The sequence below is a fragment of the Vibrio sp. BS-M-Sm-2 genome (assembly GCF_041504345.1).
Classification (GTDB): Bacteria; Pseudomonadota; Gammaproteobacteria; order Enterobacterales; family Vibrionaceae; genus Vibrio; species Vibrio satsumensis.
Window position 1 is genome coordinate 309,428 of sequence record NZ_CP167894.1, and the last position, 18,446, is coordinate 327,873.

General features: G+C 40.9%; 20 protein-coding genes, 2 tRNA genes and 1 pseudogene. 10 read left to right on the forward strand and 13 right to left on the reverse strand.

All coding sequences use genetic code 11. The annotated features are described in order from the left end of the window. Positions 1-279: 279 nt before the first annotated feature. Together AB8613_RS01305 and AB8613_RS01310 are read left to right on the forward strand one after the other, a co-directional pair. Positions 280-1,107 carry an HNH endonuclease gene (locus AB8613_RS01305; protein ID WP_065100345.1) on the forward strand — a complete coding sequence of 276 codons (828 nt, stop codon included), beginning with the start codon at positions 280-282 and terminating at the stop codon, positions 1,105-1,107. A gap of 156 nt (positions 1,108-1,263) precedes the next feature. Then, complete coding sequence (locus tag AB8613_RS01310; RefSeq protein WP_372384275.1) at positions 1,264-3,291, forward strand: hypothetical protein; 2,028 nt, start codon at positions 1,264-1,266, stop codon at positions 3,289-3,291. 258 nt (positions 3,292-3,549) lie between these two features. Here the strand turns inward: AB8613_RS01310 and AB8613_RS01315 are convergent, their stop codons facing one another. From AB8613_RS01315 to AB8613_RS01335, 5 genes are all read right to left on the reverse strand, one after another. Continuing rightward, complete coding sequence (locus AB8613_RS01315; RefSeq protein ID WP_372384276.1) at positions 3,550-5,610, reverse strand: ankyrin repeat domain-containing protein; 2,061 nt, start codon at positions 5,608-5,610, stop codon at positions 3,550-3,552. Positions 5,611-5,655: 45 nt separating this feature from the next. After that, the gene (locus tag AB8613_RS01320; protein WP_372384277.1) at positions 5,656-5,799 is read right to left on the reverse strand and encodes a hypothetical protein; all 144 of its coding nucleotides are present in this window, start codon (positions 5,797-5,799) and stop codon (positions 5,656-5,658) included. Between the two features lie 245 nt (positions 5,800-6,044). Then, the gene (locus AB8613_RS01325) at positions 6,045-6,185 is read right to left on the reverse strand and encodes a hypothetical protein (protein WP_017083504.1); all 141 of its coding nucleotides are present in this window, start codon (positions 6,183-6,185) and stop codon (positions 6,045-6,047) included. Positions 6,186-6,397: 212 nt separating this feature from the next. Continuing rightward, positions 6,398-6,838, reverse strand: a complete 441-nt coding sequence (locus tag AB8613_RS01330; protein WP_065112420.1) for an RNase H family protein — start codon at positions 6,836-6,838, stop codon at positions 6,398-6,400. A 76-nt stretch (positions 6,839-6,914) separates the two neighbouring features. Continuing rightward, a complete protein-coding gene (locus AB8613_RS01335; RefSeq protein ID WP_065103595.1) occupies positions 6,915-7,100 on the reverse strand; it encodes an AlpA family transcriptional regulator in 186 nt (61 codons plus the stop codon). Positions 7,101-7,248: 148 nt separating this feature from the next. Between AB8613_RS01335 and radC the strand changes: the two genes are divergently transcribed. The 6 genes from radC to AB8613_RS01365 all read left to right on the forward strand — a co-directional run bounded on the left by radC (position 7,249) and on the right by AB8613_RS01365 (position 11,736). Further along, positions 7,249-7,719, forward strand: a complete 471-nt coding sequence (radC, locus tag AB8613_RS01340; RefSeq protein WP_372384278.1) for a DNA repair protein RadC — start codon at positions 7,249-7,251, stop codon at positions 7,717-7,719. Then, positions 7,716-8,144 (forward strand): DUF2787 domain-containing protein, encoded by a 429-nt coding sequence (locus AB8613_RS01345; protein WP_065678384.1) that lies wholly within the window; start codon positions 7,716-7,718, stop codon positions 8,142-8,144. Before radC ends, AB8613_RS01345 begins: the two co-directional genes overlap by 4 nt. A 49-nt stretch (positions 8,145-8,193) precedes the next feature. Beyond that, a complete protein-coding gene (locus AB8613_RS01350; protein ID WP_372384279.1) occupies positions 8,194-8,634 on the forward strand; it encodes a DUF2787 domain-containing protein in 441 nt (146 codons plus the stop codon). 576 nt (positions 8,635-9,210) lie between these two features. Then, the gene (locus AB8613_RS01355) at positions 9,211-9,546 is read left to right on the forward strand and encodes a hypothetical protein (protein ID WP_099166899.1); all 336 of its coding nucleotides are present in this window, start codon (positions 9,211-9,213) and stop codon (positions 9,544-9,546) included. 107 nt (positions 9,547-9,653) lie between these two features. Further along, positions 9,654-10,403: a hypothetical protein gene (locus AB8613_RS01360; protein ID WP_372384280.1), complete on the forward strand. Its 750-nt coding sequence runs from the start codon at positions 9,654-9,656 to the stop codon at positions 10,401-10,403. Further along, the gene (locus AB8613_RS01365; RefSeq protein ID WP_372384282.1) at positions 10,390-11,736 is read left to right on the forward strand and encodes a hypothetical protein; all 1,347 of its coding nucleotides are present in this window, start codon (positions 10,390-10,392) and stop codon (positions 11,734-11,736) included. The genes AB8613_RS01360 and AB8613_RS01365 overlap by 14 nt, the downstream gene beginning before the upstream one ends. Before the next feature lie 44 nt (positions 11,737-11,780). On the opposite strand, the pseudogene AB8613_RS01370 reads toward AB8613_RS01365, so the two are convergent. From AB8613_RS01370 to AB8613_RS01380, 3 genes and pseudogenes are all read right to left on the reverse strand, one after another. After that, a pseudogene (locus AB8613_RS01370) lies at positions 11,781-12,415 on the reverse strand (inovirus Gp2 family protein). A gap of 289 nt (positions 12,416-12,704) precedes the next feature. Next, a complete protein-coding gene (locus tag AB8613_RS01375; RefSeq protein ID WP_372384283.1) occupies positions 12,705-13,670 on the reverse strand; it encodes a hypothetical protein in 966 nt (321 codons plus the stop codon). A 163-nt stretch (positions 13,671-13,833) separates the two neighbouring features. Further along, a complete protein-coding gene (locus AB8613_RS01380) occupies positions 13,834-14,172 on the reverse strand; it encodes a hypothetical protein (protein WP_372384284.1) in 339 nt (112 codons plus the stop codon). Between the two features lie 175 nt (positions 14,173-14,347). Here AB8613_RS01380 and AB8613_RS01385 point away from each other — a divergent pair, with 175 nt between their 5' ends. Continuing rightward, a complete protein-coding gene (locus AB8613_RS01385; protein WP_372384285.1) occupies positions 14,348-14,962 on the forward strand; it encodes a hypothetical protein in 615 nt (204 codons plus the stop codon). A 152-nt stretch (positions 14,963-15,114) separates the two neighbouring features. On the opposite strand, the gene AB8613_RS01390 is transcribed toward AB8613_RS01385, so the two are convergent. From AB8613_RS01390 to AB8613_RS01410, 5 genes are all read right to left on the reverse strand, one after another. Then, positions 15,115-15,306 carry an AlpA family transcriptional regulator gene (locus AB8613_RS01390; protein WP_004734946.1) on the reverse strand — a complete coding sequence of 64 codons (192 nt, stop codon included), beginning with the start codon at positions 15,304-15,306 and terminating at the stop codon, positions 15,115-15,117. A gap of 179 nt (positions 15,307-15,485) precedes the next feature. After that, entirely contained in the window at positions 15,486-16,727 is a 1,242-nt protein-coding gene (locus AB8613_RS01395) for an integrase domain-containing protein (protein WP_372384286.1), read from the reverse strand. A gap of 186 nt (positions 16,728-16,913) precedes the next feature. Then, a tRNA-Val gene (locus AB8613_RS01400) sits at positions 16,914-16,990 on the reverse strand. A gap of 70 nt (positions 16,991-17,060) precedes the next feature. Further along, positions 17,061-17,137, reverse strand: a tRNA-Val gene (locus AB8613_RS01405). A gap of 168 nt (positions 17,138-17,305) precedes the next feature. Then, the gene (locus AB8613_RS01410; protein ID WP_372384287.1) at positions 17,306-17,968 is read right to left on the reverse strand and encodes a DUF2726 domain-containing protein; all 663 of its coding nucleotides are present in this window, start codon (positions 17,966-17,968) and stop codon (positions 17,306-17,308) included. Positions 17,969-18,241: 273 nt separating this feature from the next. Here AB8613_RS01410 and AB8613_RS01415 point away from each other — a divergent pair, with 273 nt between their 5' ends. Next, a complete protein-coding gene (locus AB8613_RS01415) occupies positions 18,242-18,427 on the forward strand; it encodes a hypothetical protein (protein ID WP_048658547.1) in 186 nt (61 codons plus the stop codon). Positions 18,428-18,446 lie beyond the last annotated feature (19 nt).

Consider the following 18,446-nt stretch of genomic DNA (forward strand, 5'->3'; position numbering starts at 1 on the left):
TGTTCTAGATGGAACATCACCTGTCTGTGCTAGCAATTAGAACCCGACTTTTTGGTATCACTTTCAATAAGAACACACTAACTCACTCACCCTTCTCCCGGTCGCCCTCGCTGATGTCATAAAACCTGTCATTTTCTAAGCTAATGAGGACAAGCATACTAACCTCTATATAGACCCCAATGAGTATCTCAAATGACTCTACAGGCCATGTTGATAAATCATCCAATTTAGGGGGCATTGACCATGATATCGATAGCGAATAAAACAAAGAGGTCGACCATGACACACAACTCAACAAAAATTGCACAAGCGCTTAAGGAGCTTTCTACAAGCTCCTCAAAAAAAATACAGAACGGTATTAAAATGCTGAAGGCAAACTATCGAGCCGAAGACAGGAAAATAACAGCTATTCAATTAGCTAAAGCTGCAGGGTACGAAAATTACATGACGGGTAATGAGCAGTACGGCAGCTTTGCTCATGAGCTAAGCCTTATCCTCCAGCACACACCTGAACAGCAAAAAAATGGAGTACCTATTTGGACATATACCATTTGTACAGCGGCTGATGAAACAAATATCAATGGTCACTTCACGTGGGTATTAAAAGATCAGGTGGCAGAAGCTCTAGAAGAGTTAAAATGGGTCACTCCTATCGCTCCAAACAACGTAATAACAGATTTAGAAATGATGCAGGCTCAGCTCGATACTTTGTCAGAAAAAGATAGAGAGATAACCATTCAAGCGCGTATCGGGCAAGGACTATTTCGATCTCGGCTCATTCACCATTGGACAAGTTGTTCGGTGACAGGATTCGATAACACGGATTTTCTTGTTGCATCCCACATCAAACCTTGGCGTGACTGCTCCGCATCCGAAGCGATAGATATGACAAATGGATTATTGCTTACCCCAAACTTAGATACTGCTTTTGATAAAGGCTACATATCTTTTGATCGTGATGGGCTGATTATGTTATCACCACAATTAACATCAAATGACGTCGAAAAACTGAATATTTCACCCACTATGAAGCTTCGTTGGTGCTTCCCCCAGCATGATCATTTTTTGCAGTATCATCGAAAACACATCTTTAGGAAAGACTCCTAATTAGTGGTTAGTACTTTTTGAGTCACTCTCCTAACGGCGAATGCTCAAGCCATAACTAGCATTTAGTGAAATGTGCCGCAATTTATATCATTACACTTTCTTTCTAAGATAGGTCAAACAATAAATAGATATCTTAGATATTGGAAAAGTAGAACTATGGCTAGTAATAGAAAGATAACCAACAATCTGATCCGAGGTTTTTCACTGTTCTTTTTCGTTTCAGTGATAGCTGTTTTATTTACTCTTTATATTAGTAGTTCCTATTCGACGGCAACAATAGAGGAGAAATTATCCAGTATAACTGGACTGTGGAACCTCCTACTTGGGCTTCCAATTACAGCGGCAGGAGCAATCATTGCCATTATGCTGGCACAAAAATCTATCGACATCAGTAAAACACAAGAGCACTTAGAAGAACAAAGTCTTCAACTCAACTCGAAGCTAGCAGAATACGAATTCAAACAAAGCCTGACCTTGAAATGGGAAGAGTCCGTACACCATTACGTAGAATTGAACGAAGGGATTCAAGCGCTAACTGACAGCTTGAGTAAGCTAAAATATTGGCACCAGAAACCTAAGAATCACTTATCCATATATGGAGCCGAGCTGTCTTCTTCTACAACAGAAAATATTCAATTAGCATTCGATAATTATCAGACCGACGAAACTTCGGCAGAGAAATTACAAACAAAGATAACAGTTGGCTTTAATTGCTTTGACTGCCCTTCTCTCTCAATATCCAACAACGAGCTCGTGTTCGACGAAGATAAAAACAAAGAGCTTGCATTTGAGCACAACAAGTCCTTCTATGAGGAAGTCGAAGAGCAAGTGATAGCATCGCTGCATAAGGTAGAACTCGCACTCATAGCTATTAATAAATGTGGTTTTACTACAGAGCTATGGAAAGAAAAATACCGTCAGCACTTGGCTAACAATAGTTTTATGCTCGACAATGCCCTCAAACATTATGACGCCTTTAATTGCCAGTTATCGAATGCTTCTGATCGTCTAAAGTTTAATAGCGAAGTTTATCAAACCCCATTAAAAGCACTCGAAAAGGTTAGAGAATACAAACGAAACCTACAAACGCCTTCTTACTCAATGAAGCTTTTTCTCTTAACTTCAAACATTCACCCTGAAGCCAACTACCATAATAATTACTTATCTCTACTAGATTTTATCCCCATCAAGAAGAAAAATCGTCCATCATCTCACTTTTGCGGGTTGCCTGTTTCTGAAGATATCTGTACATCTTCAACACCTAGTCTATTTTGGGACGAGTTAGAAACAAACACTATAGTTCGAGTTGAACATTGGCACTCTACGGGGCTTTTGTTTTTCAAAGATATAGTACGAATGATGCCAAACGAAGATGATGTATTAAATTGGTCAAAACAACAATTTACGCTATCACCCCGCACTCAGGCTTGGATTAAACAGGACTTATCTTTTGATATAAAAAACATTTTTCTTACCAATCAGGTTTTCGTACCCGTTCTACAAGATGAGCTTCTAGACGATATAGATTTAGGAAATGAGGAACATCAAATTGAACTCAACACCTCAGCTGAGGGGCTATTTTCACAATTTATAGCTTCTGCTGAATACGGTCGCTTCCTAACCGATTCATTTTCTTCATATAGTTGTAAAAATATATCGTATAAAACTCATCAATATCGTAATCAATTAATGAAAAAGAGTTATGCCAAAAACTGGGAAGTTCGTCAGCCTAAGTCTACTGAAGACGAAATGATAATTGCTGGGTTTAAATCTCGTATTGATTTGATGTCAGAAGAAAAGATCCAAGACAGTCCAAGCAGCTCTCCCAGTGGATTAAGGCACCGTCTTCGTAGCAATAGAAGAGTTGAAAAAGCCAGTCATAGTAACCACTTTGACGAATACGTGTTCGGATCTATCGTCTTATTTCCTAAGTTTAACGGCTACTGCGATATACTGGAGTTAGTTGGTAATCAAGAAAGCTTGAACGACATATCTCTGGAACGAATACTGTTGTTTAAAGGCAAAACAGAAAATGACAACGGGCACCTTGTTATTGATATATCTAGCACCAATAAAACAATATTCAATGATGTGGATGTCGACGGTGTCGTTAAATGCTTAGAAAAGGAAAATGCTGTATCACTCCCCATCCAAAGTTATGAATCATTGATAGTCACCGTATAAGTGTTCTCGAGTAACTACTCTCGGGTTTAAAAATTAAGTTAATCAGTTCTCGAACACAATAAATTAACGGCAGCTTCCAGAGCGACTGGGCATTACTCAGACCTTGGAAGCCGCCATAACGTCAGAGCAACACGATTTTCGTGAACAGTTACAACCAGATATTCGCATTTAAATCAATCAGCTAAACGATCTAATCACATTCATTACAAACTGCTCTAATTTTATCTATAATGCCTTCTACAAATAGTCTACGCCCTCTTAACCCACCTGATTTCCAGTTAGGTTGTTTTCTATATACCGTTTCACATCACCTGCCTCGAAGTGTTCCGCGATATCTAAACAATCAATAGCTCTTTTAGAGAAAGATGTGCCAACCGGTACCGTATACGTTTTTTTCCAATCCCCACCGTGTTCAATCATTTTTTTGAACAGTTTTAGCTCATTAAGTTCTGAAGCCAACATTAATGGCGTGTAACGCATGCCATTTTTAACAACTTCAACGTTTGGATTCGCACCAGCATTTAATAGGATTCTAGCAATGTGACGCACAGATGAAGTCTTGGGAAACCGTGCCTGAACATATTCAAATATAGCGTCCATAACAGCAAGAAACTTGGGGTCCAGCTGTTGAGCGCTCAAATGAGAACTTAATTCTGCGTTGAATGGTGAATTCATCCCTACGAATAAGGGCCTAAGTTGGTTCACTGCCTCTTCACTTGGCACCGCCATAAGTTTTTCCCTAAACTGCTTAGGATTCTTGGTCATTGCCAGCATACCCAAACATGCATACAGCGGCGTTTGATATTCAATGCTCCCCTTCAGATCGATAGTGATTTCCTTGTTCATCGATAGCAGCTTTTTCACTACGTCTGGACGACCACTCTCAACCGCTGCAAACAAAGGAAAGCTCATTTTTCGTGTAGAGACTGTATTTAGAGTTTTCTCACTGTGCGCATACTCTGAGACAAGATTGAAAATTGAGTCGTCAAGTAGAGACGTCGGCTCACTAAAATCAATATTCGCTAAAGCAATCAATAGCGGGGACTCGCCCCCTTCCGAAAGAGCATTAACGCTTGCTCCTGAATTAAGCAGCTCTTCAACTTTCTCAACGTCGTTATTTAAACAAGCATAGATAAGTGGTGTCGTCTTTCGCTTAGCTCCCCCTTCCAGACCAATTTCAATTTTCTTTCGCTTAGAGTCGGCGTGATCGGAAGAGTCGATATCTTCTAGAACATAACCGACTTTTTGCTTGTATACCGACCATTTAATTCCTGGGTAACAATGTTCATCAGGGAAATAGCGCTTAAATTCAGTGCGATAAGCCTCCACTTCGTTGTTAGCTAGAACCTGGTATTTTCCTGAATCTTCTTCTTGGTACTTTGCTGGCATCAGTTCATTAAAAAAGTAGACCTGTGCCGTTTTTAATCTTTTGAGAAAAACCAAATCTGGCCTAGTTTGATGAGCGGAGACCAACAACGACTCCTTGATGATCTCTCCTAGCACTGCATTTGAATGATCCCGATACAAAGCCGCTGTAAACGCTTGCTGATAGTACTCGTTCGCTTCGGTTAGCTTCCCAGACAAAATCGAATGCCTAGCTTTGTACCAAAATAGATAATGATAAGCCTCTATCTCGCTAGGAAATCCTTCCATCGTCAGCTCCAAGCTTGTTAACCGCTTTTCAAACTCGTCATTGTCAGCCAAAGACTTTGAAGTATGACTGACTGCCTCGTACCACTGTTTCAATGAACTGATCTGTTCGTAGAACTCATGATTATTTGTACAACCATTCCTGTTAGCGTCCAGAAAGGCTTCTGCATGTGAAAATGATACGTTAGTAAACGTCGAACTTGATTGTATATAGCGAACAAAACGCGAGCTAATGATACCCCACTTTATCATTCTCCATGATTCCTCCGATAAAGCGTGATCAGCTGCGCTGTCCATTCTCATCACATAACGAAAAGAAGGTAATTCAGTTCCATTCCACCACGTTCGTAGACGGTCCTTCATATCCTTATCATCGAAACAGCTTTGAAGTAATGGAAGCATATCCGGATTAGATAAGGTTAGCTCCGTGCTATCTGGCAGACAGAGGGCTTTTCCTTCTTCCTCTTCATTCAGAAAGCAGTTCAGGACAAGATTTTCAAAAAACTGTGTGCGCCCAAACAGTTGATTAGCCTGTTCAACAGAAAGACCGTCCAACGGATAGTTTTTCATCCAATGAGCGTAACGTTTGAGTAAGTTAACCAAAAAGTTTTCTACTCTCGCAGATATCTCGTCATCAAAATTTGATCTTATTGGGTTCAGAATATTCAACGACAATATCGCGTGATACTTGTCGATGCTTAGTTCTTCTACTTTTCAGCTATCATCAAGTTGCTTCGCTGCACGCCTGCTGTCACCTTCGTCACTAGCTGTTTTTACGTCAAATGCAATAGCGACTTCGCGAAGTAAACACTGAATAGTTGGATACGGCTTAGCTCGTTTTTTGTGAAGCAGCTTCATTGCTGATTATCCTTAAAATGTCTTTCTTGAAGTTAATGTAAGCCCGTCGGTCACTGGGAGTGGAAGGTATGGTTATACGTTTACCTAAAGGTGATAACAATGCAATATGTTTTGTACCACGGACAGCTGTCCAACAGCTCAATTTAAGTAATGAAAGTACAAACTTATTGATATCCTTATCTTTGCTCATTTTTCGCATATAAACTCCTTCATAGGGCCGTAAACCGACCCTATGCCAAAATTAGTTATTTAGAACGCTTATCTACGACACTCTGAGCTTTGGCTGCAAAGCTGCCTTTAGGAATTTTGCCTCCATTGGCTTTCGCCGTGGTTGACTGTATGCGGCGAACATCAGTTTGCGTTAAAGGTTTCTTAGATTTCGTCATGGTATAGCTCCTGGTTGATTAAGACAGTTACATCTTAATAATCAGGACTATAAAAATCGGCGAGGTGATTGGAGAGAAAATATTTAAAAGCATATGACGTGTCTAGATCGTTTAAGGTCAAAAAGCAGACTAATGGTCTGAAAGACAGTCAGACATCGCCATACCTACACTACGGACCTAGACATTACCTTTATCTAATCAACAATATGTACTTAGAGCACCTCCCTAGCCATCTCCCCCGCTCTCCCCATCTGTTCAAAGCCCCAGACCTTATGTGCACGCCTTACTTCAACAAACTTACTCGCAAGAAGCTTATCGATTCTCTTCCACAAATGACTATTCGCTACTGGCTTCTTATCTGATTTTCGCCACCCTTTCTCTTTCCAGTTATCTAACCATTCATTGACCCCTTTCACACAATACTCACTGTTAGAATATAAACAGTCTCCATCCTTGGCATAAGCGATCGCTTCTATTAAAGCGATAAGTTCTAACTCTGAGCTATCCGTAGTCCCACCTATCGACCAATTACTTTCGTCAACAAGCTGCTCATCATAGTTATAAACACTGATACCAACCCCACCCTGTAGGTTTGATGCATTTCCTTTTGATGTTGCGATACCGATATAGATTGCACAGTTTTCTTCGTTCATAGTCTTGTTCCTCTGTTCAAGTTTTGGCCTACCATTTTGGTAAGGCCCTAATTTGTGTCTTAGCGTTGATTCAGTCTTAATGGCTTGGTCTTTGAGCCAAGCGCATTTCCATCCAGTTATTCACCTCTTCTTCTACCCAAGCGACAGCCCTATCTCCCAAGCTTACCGATACAGGAAAATCACCCTCGTCCATTTTTCTGTAGATCGCCGAGCGGCTTAATGCAGTTTTCTCAATCACTTCTTTTAGCTTTAAAAATCTCATGGGACGTTCTCCTATGCCTGTAGTCCTCATGGGATAAGGAGATAGTGTTAAAAAAAATGAGGCTGGCTTGGCTTACTCTGATTCAAACCTTTTTGAGGTATATGTCATTAAAGTGAATGACCTAAAGCCTGATTAAAGGAGAACCAAAATGAGAACACTTTCACCACCACTACTCTCACAGCAAGAGCATGAACATCGCGTTCTAGAAAAAGCAGCAGAGATATTAGAAGAGCGTTATGTACGAGGAGATGTATTTACCAATCCACAAGCTACCCGAGACTATTTGCGATTTAAGATAGGCGGCAGTGAACGCGAAGTGTTCGCTGTCATGTTGCTAGATAACCAACACCGATTAATTGAGTTTGAGGAGTTGTTTCAAGGGACGATTGATGCAGCAAGCGTCTATCCAAGGGAGGTAGTAAAGACTGCTCTGAAGGCCAATGCGGCAGCGGTTATCTTTGCTCATAACCATCCATCAGGCGATCCTGAGCCTTCCCAATCAGACAGGCGCATCACAACGAGATTGAAAGACGCTTTGGCGCTTATTGATGTTCGAGTTTTGGATCATATTGTGGTCGGAGAACAATGCACGTCGTTTGCGGAAAGGGGCTGGTTATGATTGAGAAACACTATGGTGACATCACCCTCAATAGCAAACTCCACCAGCAGTTAGAGCAAACCATCGCTCGCTACTCGATTCCTAAAGACACGACACGCATTGCACTCAACTGCCGAAATACAAGCTACTACAAAACAAAGGAAGGGGTCGCCCCTGTAGAAATTCAGTTAAAGCGGGAGAATTCACGCTCTGATTGGAATTTGGTTTTCGTGGCCAATTTTACTTATCAAGACAAAGCCACCGACTCGCTCGATGTGTATCTTTATTTCCACCTACTTAATCACTGGTGCTATCAACCAGATGCAGGGGCAGCGAGCCTGAGCCACCCTGTCACAACAAAAGTGTTTCAAGCCTGGATGTGCGCTTTCCATGAACATTTAACTCAGCATGTCTTCGATGACATACAACTCACTCAAGTCCGCTAAGGCTAACCAATCACCCCACTCTTTCACGTAAATTCAAGGAGGCATCAGTATGTCTACTCTGCTCTTTCACCCATCAAGTTTACCTGTGTCAGACAAACTTCACGCACTGTTAAACAACCATTTTCAACAACAATTAACCCAGAGTGAGTCAATAGCTCAAAGTACTTACCTGACGTTCAACTTTCGAGATAGTTCATACAGCTCAGAAGCTGGTGGATTTCACCCTGTTGAAATCGCGATGACACAGATCTCCAGTGGTCAATGGAATGTCGAATACATCACTGATTTTGCTTACGTTGGGAATGTGTATCCAGAATTGGCGCGATGTCTAGACTTTGATTTTCGAGACCAAGCGTTCTTTACAGAATTCGGGGGATGGAGTCCTATCAAGGGTAACTATTCCGCTGTAGAGATGTTCGAGCTTTGGCAGGGTAACTTCTTAAACTACATCGATATGGAAGCGTTTGACTCTATATCTATCACTTCGTGATGAAAGAACAACCCGTCCGGGTCTATGTCACGATACAAAGGCACCGGACCACTACAGCCATCAAAAGTCGTGCTTCGGAGAGAGCTAACCCTATATGTAGCAAGGCCTGAATGACTTTTCATCATTAACTCCCACCCCACGACTTATCACGACATTACCGATAAGTGATACCAACCATGCCCAATATTCCCCCTTTGAAAGAGCAGCTTACAAAAGCTCTCATCAGAGTCGCTCTCGCGAGTTGTCATTACCTTAATGAACAGTATCAGCATTTTAAAAAGGAGGTAGAGCAAAGCTCAGATCACGAACTGTTTGAATTCGTTCAACACCTTTCTTCGGCTCACCTAAAACGGCTCTTAGCCACTATTGAGTTGATGAACAGAGGTTATCTACTGAGTGAAATTCTAGAAGCAGCAAAGGATAAATAATGGCCTTTCCCGAGGTCATTTAAATTCAAATATACAGCCCATTTCACATAATCATTATCCGCAATTTGAGTGAGACGTTATTTGTCTCACCCATCCTTATCCTAATGCCATCAGTGATGGTTCATAGACACCCAACTAAGGATTCACAATGACCACAAGTAATGTACTGCATCATACCAATGATGAAGAGCTCATCGCTTTAATCCAACGAAAAGAGTCGTTCACCATAACTCGGGTAAAAAACTTCTCTCAAGCAGTGAAAAAGATTGAGCGGCTCATAGAGGAGCAAAGGCTATCTTGTCGAATATACACAGCAGGTCGTTCAACCACGATGGCAGCAACTTTGGCTTCAGGCCCTGCTGTCATTTTTGGATTAGCTTCAGCTGCCGCAATATCGGCGCATAACTTAGCAACCAGAAACCCAGATTATGAAATAGCTAAGTACCCTCTAGCTAAGAAACTAGTCATTAACTACAAAAAGTAATCGCATCAGGCTGTGTGGCCACCAGCCGATCCCTAATCAAGTTGAATCTTTAGCTCATTACTTTTTAGTGATGAGGCGATTGATCACGTTTAAATTTTGGTGGTCCCATGTCTTCTAAACCAAACAGACAACGCATCGAACATATAGAGTTAGTATTTGAAATTTACTCTCACATACCGACTCAACGAAAAGTTACAGTTAGTGAAATTCATGAACGATTAGCGAGTACTGGGATTAAGCGTTCGAAACGTACCGTACAACGCTGCTTGAATATTCTGACGGATTACCTAGATATTGAAAAAGACGATAGAACCCTGCCCTATAGCTATCATCGAAGATCCCAGCCCAATGTATTCATGGGCCCTAAAGAATCTGTACTTCTTGAGTTTGCTTTTGAGAGTTTAAAAGCAGCACTTCCTGAAAGTTATCTACCAAGTATGCAAGGCGCATTTGCACCCTTTTTGCTAATGGACCACAACCAAGGTCCACGTATTGATATTCGATACACGTTAATAAATCAGAAAGAAAATTATGACGAAGCTCTTTTTGACAAGCTTTGTCTAGCAATCTATTACCAGCGTGAAATTCGCCTCCATCTCAACAGCGAACAAACACTCCAGTATGTCTGTCCGCTTGGGCTTGTGTTAGAGAGTGAAGCCCTTCAATTGATCTACCAATTCGAAAGCCATGTTTGCGCCATCCCTCTCAATCAAATTCAAGACATCTACATCAGTACATTCGGGTTTACCTATCCAAAGGGATTTTCACTATCTGAGGTCATTACACCTAAACGAGAACCAACACTTATAGCCAAATGTTCAAACAACCACACAAGGAATGATCATGCAAAATACTAACTTACTAAGAACAACTCTCGTCAGCTCTATCGCTTTCGCTCTGACAGCTTGCGGAGGGGGATCCAATAGCAATACCCCACCTAGCTACCAAACACGCTCAATATCAAGCATGAGTGTTGTTAATGATGGTTTTCAGACCTTTAAGCCTCGCGCTCACGATCTAACTGGTTATCGAGCATACTCTAGAGCAGCCGCGTTCAATATGCCTTTAGATGACGGGCAAAGTGCTTACGTTTATGAGAACCCAGAAAATGGTGAAGTCAGCTCGATTAGCTTTGAAGGCGATGATGCTGAGAGCGTTGTGACTCCGACTATCGATATGATCGTCGACCTCAATACCACCTATTCCGCAATCAACATGAGCAACGTCAGCGTCACCGTGGATGACGTGGTATACGAAGGCAGTTACACCCTCATACAGGACAAAAATACCGGTGATCTTTATCCATTGGTCGAGAGCGGCGTTCCTATCTATAAGAAGGTCGAAGCTGAACATGAGGCTTGGGTCACCAACACACGCTTTTCCCACAACGGAGATAGCACGCGTATTTACTTAAGGCACAGTAATGAACTCAGCCTTCATAAAGCCGAACTTGTTGATGGGACGTTTACCATTTCTAAAGTCTTTGATGATTACTTCAGAAATAACGTCATTCTATCAACTGGTGATATTGTCACTGTTCCTTGGAGTGGCGATAGCTTAACGTGGCTAGAGCCAGACGGTACCGAGCACAACTTTAGTTACGATACGTCACTGTTGTCTGTTCCATTTCTATACGCAGATAAACTATATGCAATTCGAGATTCCGATGATGCACTTATAGAGCTTACATTAAATGGAACTACCTTAGACCAAACCGATGCTCTATGGACCACCAATGGATACAGGCCATCCTCTATGAGTGTGGTCCGTGGTGACTATAAAATGCATTCAGATTGCTCTGTATATCAGTTCGATGACACAACCAAAACTATTACACAACTCGAACCCTCTAAAGCGCTTAGTGGCCACGTAGCCAATGCAGGCCAAACCTCACTGTACTGCATGTACTCAAGTGCAGATGATAATAGTGCGCAGCCTAACTTCATGCGTTTTGATATCAGTAAGGCTGAACTTAACCAACCCGCTACAACGACAATCAATGCTTCTAGTGGTACTAAACTTGATGCCAATGAACGAATGGCCGTCGTCAGTGATAATGAACTGATGTTCTATCAATACCCAAGTGGAATCTTTACTGAGTACTACATCAACTTTGACGCTGGTACTACAGTTGAAAAAGAAGTGAGTTCAATAACGGCTATTAAAATGCAAACCGTCACTCAAAACTAATTGTTTATAAGGATTAATGAGGGCGATGGTTTGCCCTCTTTTTTTTAAGTTCGAGAGCACCCAAAACTTCGTGATCTATTCCCATATTGCTTGGTCTCAACCTTAGCCAAATAGCTGACCCGTTTAAACAGGTTATCCACCTGTTGGTTGAATTTATCTGAGTTTTGCTCTAACCAATAGGTAGGGTTGTCTGGGAAGTGAACTAAGGTATCACCTTCATTGGCTTTGATATCCAACGCTCGACACCACGCCTTCTTTATCATGTCTGATAAATTGCCTTTTTGATCAAACCTTCCAAGAGAGTGGTAGACGTCTTTATTCAATAACAAGACAAGGTGGTAATGGTGACTCAATGACGTGCTTCTTTCTTTACACCAAGCATATCGAACCTTACAACTACGAGCCGTTTGACCTCTCCTTTTTTTCGACTGAGATCAGCTTGAATTTGAGCATCCAGCGAAGCGATAAAGTTCTTTATGACACTAGAGTCATCAAACAATAAAGACTTAGCTAAACGCAAGTCTACTCTAATGGCTGTCGTTCGAGGATATTGTGTAACGGCTTTATCAATCGTCTCATACACCTTATCAAGATAGCTACTAACTAAACCGCCTTTTAGCTTTAAGATTGGCAATCCATTGAATGTATCATTGGTCGTTATTTTAAATTTTTTCATCATTATACCTTTGGGGTGAATGTCTCTGGTATAAGATGATTGGGAGTGGTTATTTAATGAGGTAAGTATCTTTATTGAATTGTGTTTGGTAAGGGTAAGTTGATAAATGATATATACGCAATATTACCATACCGCAATAACGAGATCAGCACATGCCCCTGTCGAACCATTGCATTCTAAGTTTAACCAAACGCAAATGATGTCAACGTGACAGTTCAATCAATTTTGAGTAATAAACACTAGATTCAAGCAATTGAGGCTACTCTGAAATTAAGTACTAAGCGGTCATGCATTAACCTTCGCCAAAATAGATATAGGTATGCTCCTTTATAAATAGATTCTCACAATCCAAATCAAGTAAACGCCCGCTTCGAAGAGTTGGACTATCATGAAATTTGGAACTGGCGATATTTAAGTCGTAATAGGTGCCATCAACAACATATGACGCTGAAATATTACAGGAAGGATACTTCCCCTTTCTCGGTGCGTAGTGTTGAAAATCATGCATCAAGAAGTTGACCATGTTCAGACGAGCACCTTGGGAACAATGCCCTCGAATCACTTTTGCCAACGACATTGCTAACCCTGAAGAAAGAGAGAGCAAACTATTCTTCCAAAATGTATGCACGTCTTTTAATAACACAGAATCATTTGGCTCCTTGAGGTACTTCTGAGTAAATATCGAACCTTCTTGAACAACTTGCTGAACTTCGGAATCATCCTCCAGTAACTTATCGAGCTTATCGAACGTTTCACTGGTCAATGCTTGCCAATGGTTCATCAGTATCAAAGCCGTCAAAACTTCTAATTTGGCCAAGATGCCTAAAGTAAGCCCATCCACTCTGAAAAAGGGATCGCACGCTAGTCGCGACAGATCAAACTCATCAACGAAATCTGCCTCAGTTATAAGTTTAGATTTCGTATTTTCAAGCCTCTTATCAAGGTTGATCTTTTTACCTATCAAAAAAGAGAGCTTGAAGGGCAGTTCAAAATCAAATTCATATTTCAGAGAGCACTCTTTTGCTGTTTGATAGATCAGGTAGCATTCAGGCGTCTCATATATTAAGCCATTCACGTTTTTTATTGCTTCCTTGTTAGGTATTGCTCTCCTTGCATTTTCACTTTCTTGCGACGAGAAAAAGCCTAAATCAACCTGATATCGCTTGCCAAACTTGCCGAAGTAGATCGGACACACACCTCCACCAGCCTCTCTTTTGATAAACCCTATTTTGCGCAGTGTTGCTAATTGAGATTTCAAACGACTCTGATTAATCCCCCCATTAAACGTCGAATCTTACTTTCTGATAGCAGCTCTTCATTTCCAGTGGTGGATGACTGAATAAAGCCCAATTCATTTGCATGGAAGATAAATATCCCGATCAAAAGAAGGTTTGAGGGCCTAAGTTTGAGGTTTTTTCCTTTTAGAACTGTTTGAACTTTTGGTGAAAAAGCCTCAAAAAATGCTTCATGAATAGATAGAAAGCCCCCTCTTTCAATGAGTCTAAATAGATTGAATCAAAAATGAATTCGTGCTTCCCGTGCTTTGTTTTTTTCACTTCCCCTAAGTGATGATATTGAAGATAAACAAGCAATTCAGAAACGACTTTATGAGAGACGCCGAAACTTTCACGTAGATGTGAAACCGACATATCTGCCAACACGTTTCTCTTGTTAATTTGCTCGCAAATTATCGCTAAAAATAAGTATCTTCCCTCAGGAGAAATATGCTTCATCTCAGATAAAAACTTAACAACAGCCATCAGACACAACCCTAGATACCACTATATAAACCCTATTTGCGCGTAATAATAGAAAAACTGTACAAACTTTAAAACCACCTTAATCACAAATATAAAACGTATTTAAAATAAAGTTTTAAAATTAAACACGAAACATTTACTATCATTTGAGAGTGGATAATAGGTGTATTATTTTATGGATGAAAAATCGCTAAAAAGTAGAATGAGTTGGTTCAAGTCAGACAACCTAGAAATGGCAACGTGGTTAAAAAGCTATGCTAAAAGACAGACATGGATAGAAGAAATAGCAAAAAAAAATCGCACTAAAGACATCCAAACCGATGAACACTTTGCTCAAAACTTCATCGATAATTGGACCTGTAAAAGCTATATTAGTGACAAAGACAAGCACAAGGTGAACCTGTTAAGAAGTGCATGGCGTAGTCATTCAAAGCGTGAAAAAACGTCAACATTTTTACTATCCCCAAATGCAAAAAAGTGCCTCAACTTCCTATCTAAACGGCTGAAAGTATCTAAAACATACGTAGTGAATGAAACGCTTGTGGCTGCCGTTAACCTAATAAAAAAGAACAAAAACAAGAAATTCGAGGCCAACCTTTTGCTTCCAAAACTGGAACGAGAAGAGCACGCGATTGATTCACTATTAGAAGAACTGTTGGATATTGAGGAGCTGAAAAAAGAGATAAAAGAATTGAAGGCGAAGAATGCAACCTTACAAAAGTCATTGAACGACAGGGACGCAAGACTACGTATCAAAAGGTTGGTAGGACGGCAAAGACCTTATAAATAGTTTATTGTAACTGCTATTCGTTACCACTATGCGAGCAATTTCCTTCTCCGGCATCACGTTTTCAGCAATTGATAAATTAAGTAATTATCAATTAGGTGGCAATACAACTGATATGTAGCGGAGAGTGACAACCTTCTCCGCCACATAACTTGTTACCTGTGAGCAACCCTATCAAGAATCCAGTCTTGAACCTCACTTTCGACCCATGCGACGGCCCTATCTCCAATTGGCACCTGTGATGGAAACTGCTGTTTTTCTATAGAGCGATACATTCCCGACCTTGATAAGCCAGTCATTACTAGCACTTCATTGAGACGAATTAAGCGAGTGGTTACGTTTGGCATATTGACACCTTACAAGTGAGTGGACTTCACTTAAATGACATATGTCTGAAATTATTTAGGTTATATGCATAACAGAAAAACCGTACCCTTTGCCAATGCCCTGTCCGACTTCTAAATTCAGTGAAGGATACTTATTACACCGTAACATACGTTTACTGAAATCAAATTACATATACCTATTAACCCACAACCTTCAGGCTCTTTTTACCACTCATCGACAAGCTTCCCTTTGCAGCCCCTTCAATATGATCACTCCACCACGCCATGAGAACTTTACGACGCTCAAGGTAATCAGTACGGTTGTATGCGCTTCTTACCTTATCTCTATCTACATGAGAAAGTGCAGCTTCAATAATGTCTGGGTCAAAGTTCTGTTCATTTAGAGTGGTACTAGCTAATGCGCGTAAACCGTGAGAAGTTTGCCTGCCCTTCATGCCCATTCTTACTAATGCTTTATTTGCTGTCTCTTTGTTGATGTGATTTTTGTTACTTTTGTCTGCAGGGAAAAGGTATTCACTATCACCTGTGATGAAATCAATAGTTTCTAATAGATCTAGAGTTTGTTTTGTTAAAGGGACAGTATGTACTCTCCCCTTTTTCATTCTTTCAGCAGGAATAACCCAAAGCATCTTTTCTCTGTCAATTTCATCCCAACGTGCCCCAGCAGTTTCAGCAGGCCTTGTCATGGTATGAAGTTGCCATTCTAGCAAGCAGCGAGTGATAGGTTTAATGGATGCGTAGTTGATTGTTTTGAGGAGCTCTGGAAGCTCGTCTGGGGCTAACGAAGCTTGGTTGGTTACCTTGGCGGTTTCAAAAGCTTTACCAATGCCTGCTAGCTTGTTGTGCTCAATCACACCCGTATTTACTGCAAAGGTCATTATCTCATTGAGGTTACGACACAAACGCCCTACTGTTTCTAATTTACCTTGATTCGCAATGGGTTTAATTGTTTTGATCGCTTGTGGTGCCGTAATGTCACCAAGAGGAAACTTACCAAGATCAGGCAAGAGGTACTTCTCAATTCGTTGCTTTAGCTTCTTAGCAGTTTGCTCTTTGACGCTTGTTTTCTTCACTTCAATCCAGTCATCAAACACCGACTGTAACGTATTCGCCAATTCTAACTGTTTTTCTCGAAGAGTAGTGTCACGGTGCTCTTTAGGGTCAATACCATCAGCAAGTAGTTCTCTAGCTTCAATAGCTTTGGTTCGAGCTTTAGCTAGTGAGACGTCAGGGTACTTGCCTAAGGCTAGGTTCAAGCGCTTTCGTGAAATGGGATGATAATAAGAAAAACGCCATAGCTTTGTTCCTATAGGCTTAATCTTCAATGATAATCCATCACCGTCACCTAAATTATATTCTTTCTCTTTAGGCTTTGCTTGTTTGATTTGAGTAGCCGTTAAAGGCTGTACCTTTTTCGCCATCGTAACCCCCTGAAGTAACCTCGAAATTGCTTAGATCTTAAAAGACTACTTCAGAGATTACTTTAAACGGTGGATTTTACAACACATCATGGGATCTCTTGGGACCAAAAAATAGCTAAGAGCCTGATAAAACAAGGAATTACAGGCACAAAAAAGCCCACACTAGGTGGGCTCTTTTGTATAATGTGGTGCCCGCTACTGGACTCGAACCAGTGACACCTTGCATGTCATGCAAGTACTCTAACCAACTGAGCTAAGCGGGCGATGTTCTAATTTCTTATTACTAGCATTGTGACAAACTCAATAGTTATGCAATAAAAACTAAAGAAGGAATGGTGCGTCCGAGTGAACTCGAATCACCGACCCCCGCCATGTCAAGGCGGTACTCTAACCAACTGAGCTACGGACGCATTCCTTTAGAACGAGGAAGATATTAACGACTGATTTATTGCGGCGCAAGTAGAAATTACACTTGAATCAACCGTTTGCTCTTATTCGCACCAATACGTTGAATTTTTAGACGTGAAACGCAAATAAAGTTGAGTTACATCACACTAAGTATTGAGTGTTACTTTACGTTATTCCTCATTTACATCGAACACGACGTTGTAATTCTCGGTATACGTACAGTTAGGCTGGCGGCTACAAGTGAAGAATCGTCGACCTTTGTAATCGCCTTGGCTTGCCAGTTTGATGATCATCGGGCTGCCACATTTCTTACAGAATCGAACTTCTTTTGATGGCTCGATCAAATCGATGTGGGCTGCCAGTAGCCTCTTCAAACGGCTCACTTGATAGCTGTGTTTAATAGATGCACCAATCAGTGGCAAGCCTGCTGATTTACAAACGTGAATCAGTAGCTTTTCGCGGTCGACTTTCCCTTTATTGAGCTCTTTACCGTTATCGAGTTCGATGATCACACGGGGTTCTAACGTTCGTGGGTCGCAGACGACAAAATCAAAGTAACTACGTGAGATCTTGTTGTTGGCGATAAACCAATTCTTCTTGTTATTCGTCTTAGCTGGAACAAGCACGTTCGACATGCTGACTTTAGCAAACACTTCCCCATGGTTACCCACAGCAGATTTTAGCGCATTATAGAATGTCGCCTGTTGCGCCGACATCAACGCCCCTTTCTTCTGGTAAGCATGGTCTTTGGTGTCATCGTGTTTCACTACATACTTTTGAATAAAGTAAAAGAACACTACCAGAACAATCACAACGATAAAGATATTAGTCATTTTCCAACACAATTAAGTCTGTATAGGGATTAAGAGAGTGGCTAGCGTATGTAGAAATACACCACCTGGCAAGCAAAAGAGCGAGAGTTACCAACCAAAATCACGACCTTTGAGCGCTGTAATCACCGAGAGCTCGCTCCCGCGCTAGACACATCTCTCCTATTTTGATGATCAAATCATCAATTACACTCTAGATTGATTTAGATCAATTTACTTGAATTTGTGATCAACTAGTCTAAAAAACGTTAGGCAAATGTTAATAAGGAAGTTGATATGGAACTTAAACAAGACCCAAGATGTTATACCGACGTATGTGTTGATGGCAAATGGTTCCACTATGACCACTGCGGAACTCGAGCTTACATGTTAAAAGGTGGCGCTTCCGCTGTGATTGAACTAGCAAGAGAACCTTCTACAGAAGGCGAACTGGTTGAAATGCTTCAAGGTGTCGCTAAATAATTCACCAAATCAAAGTCTG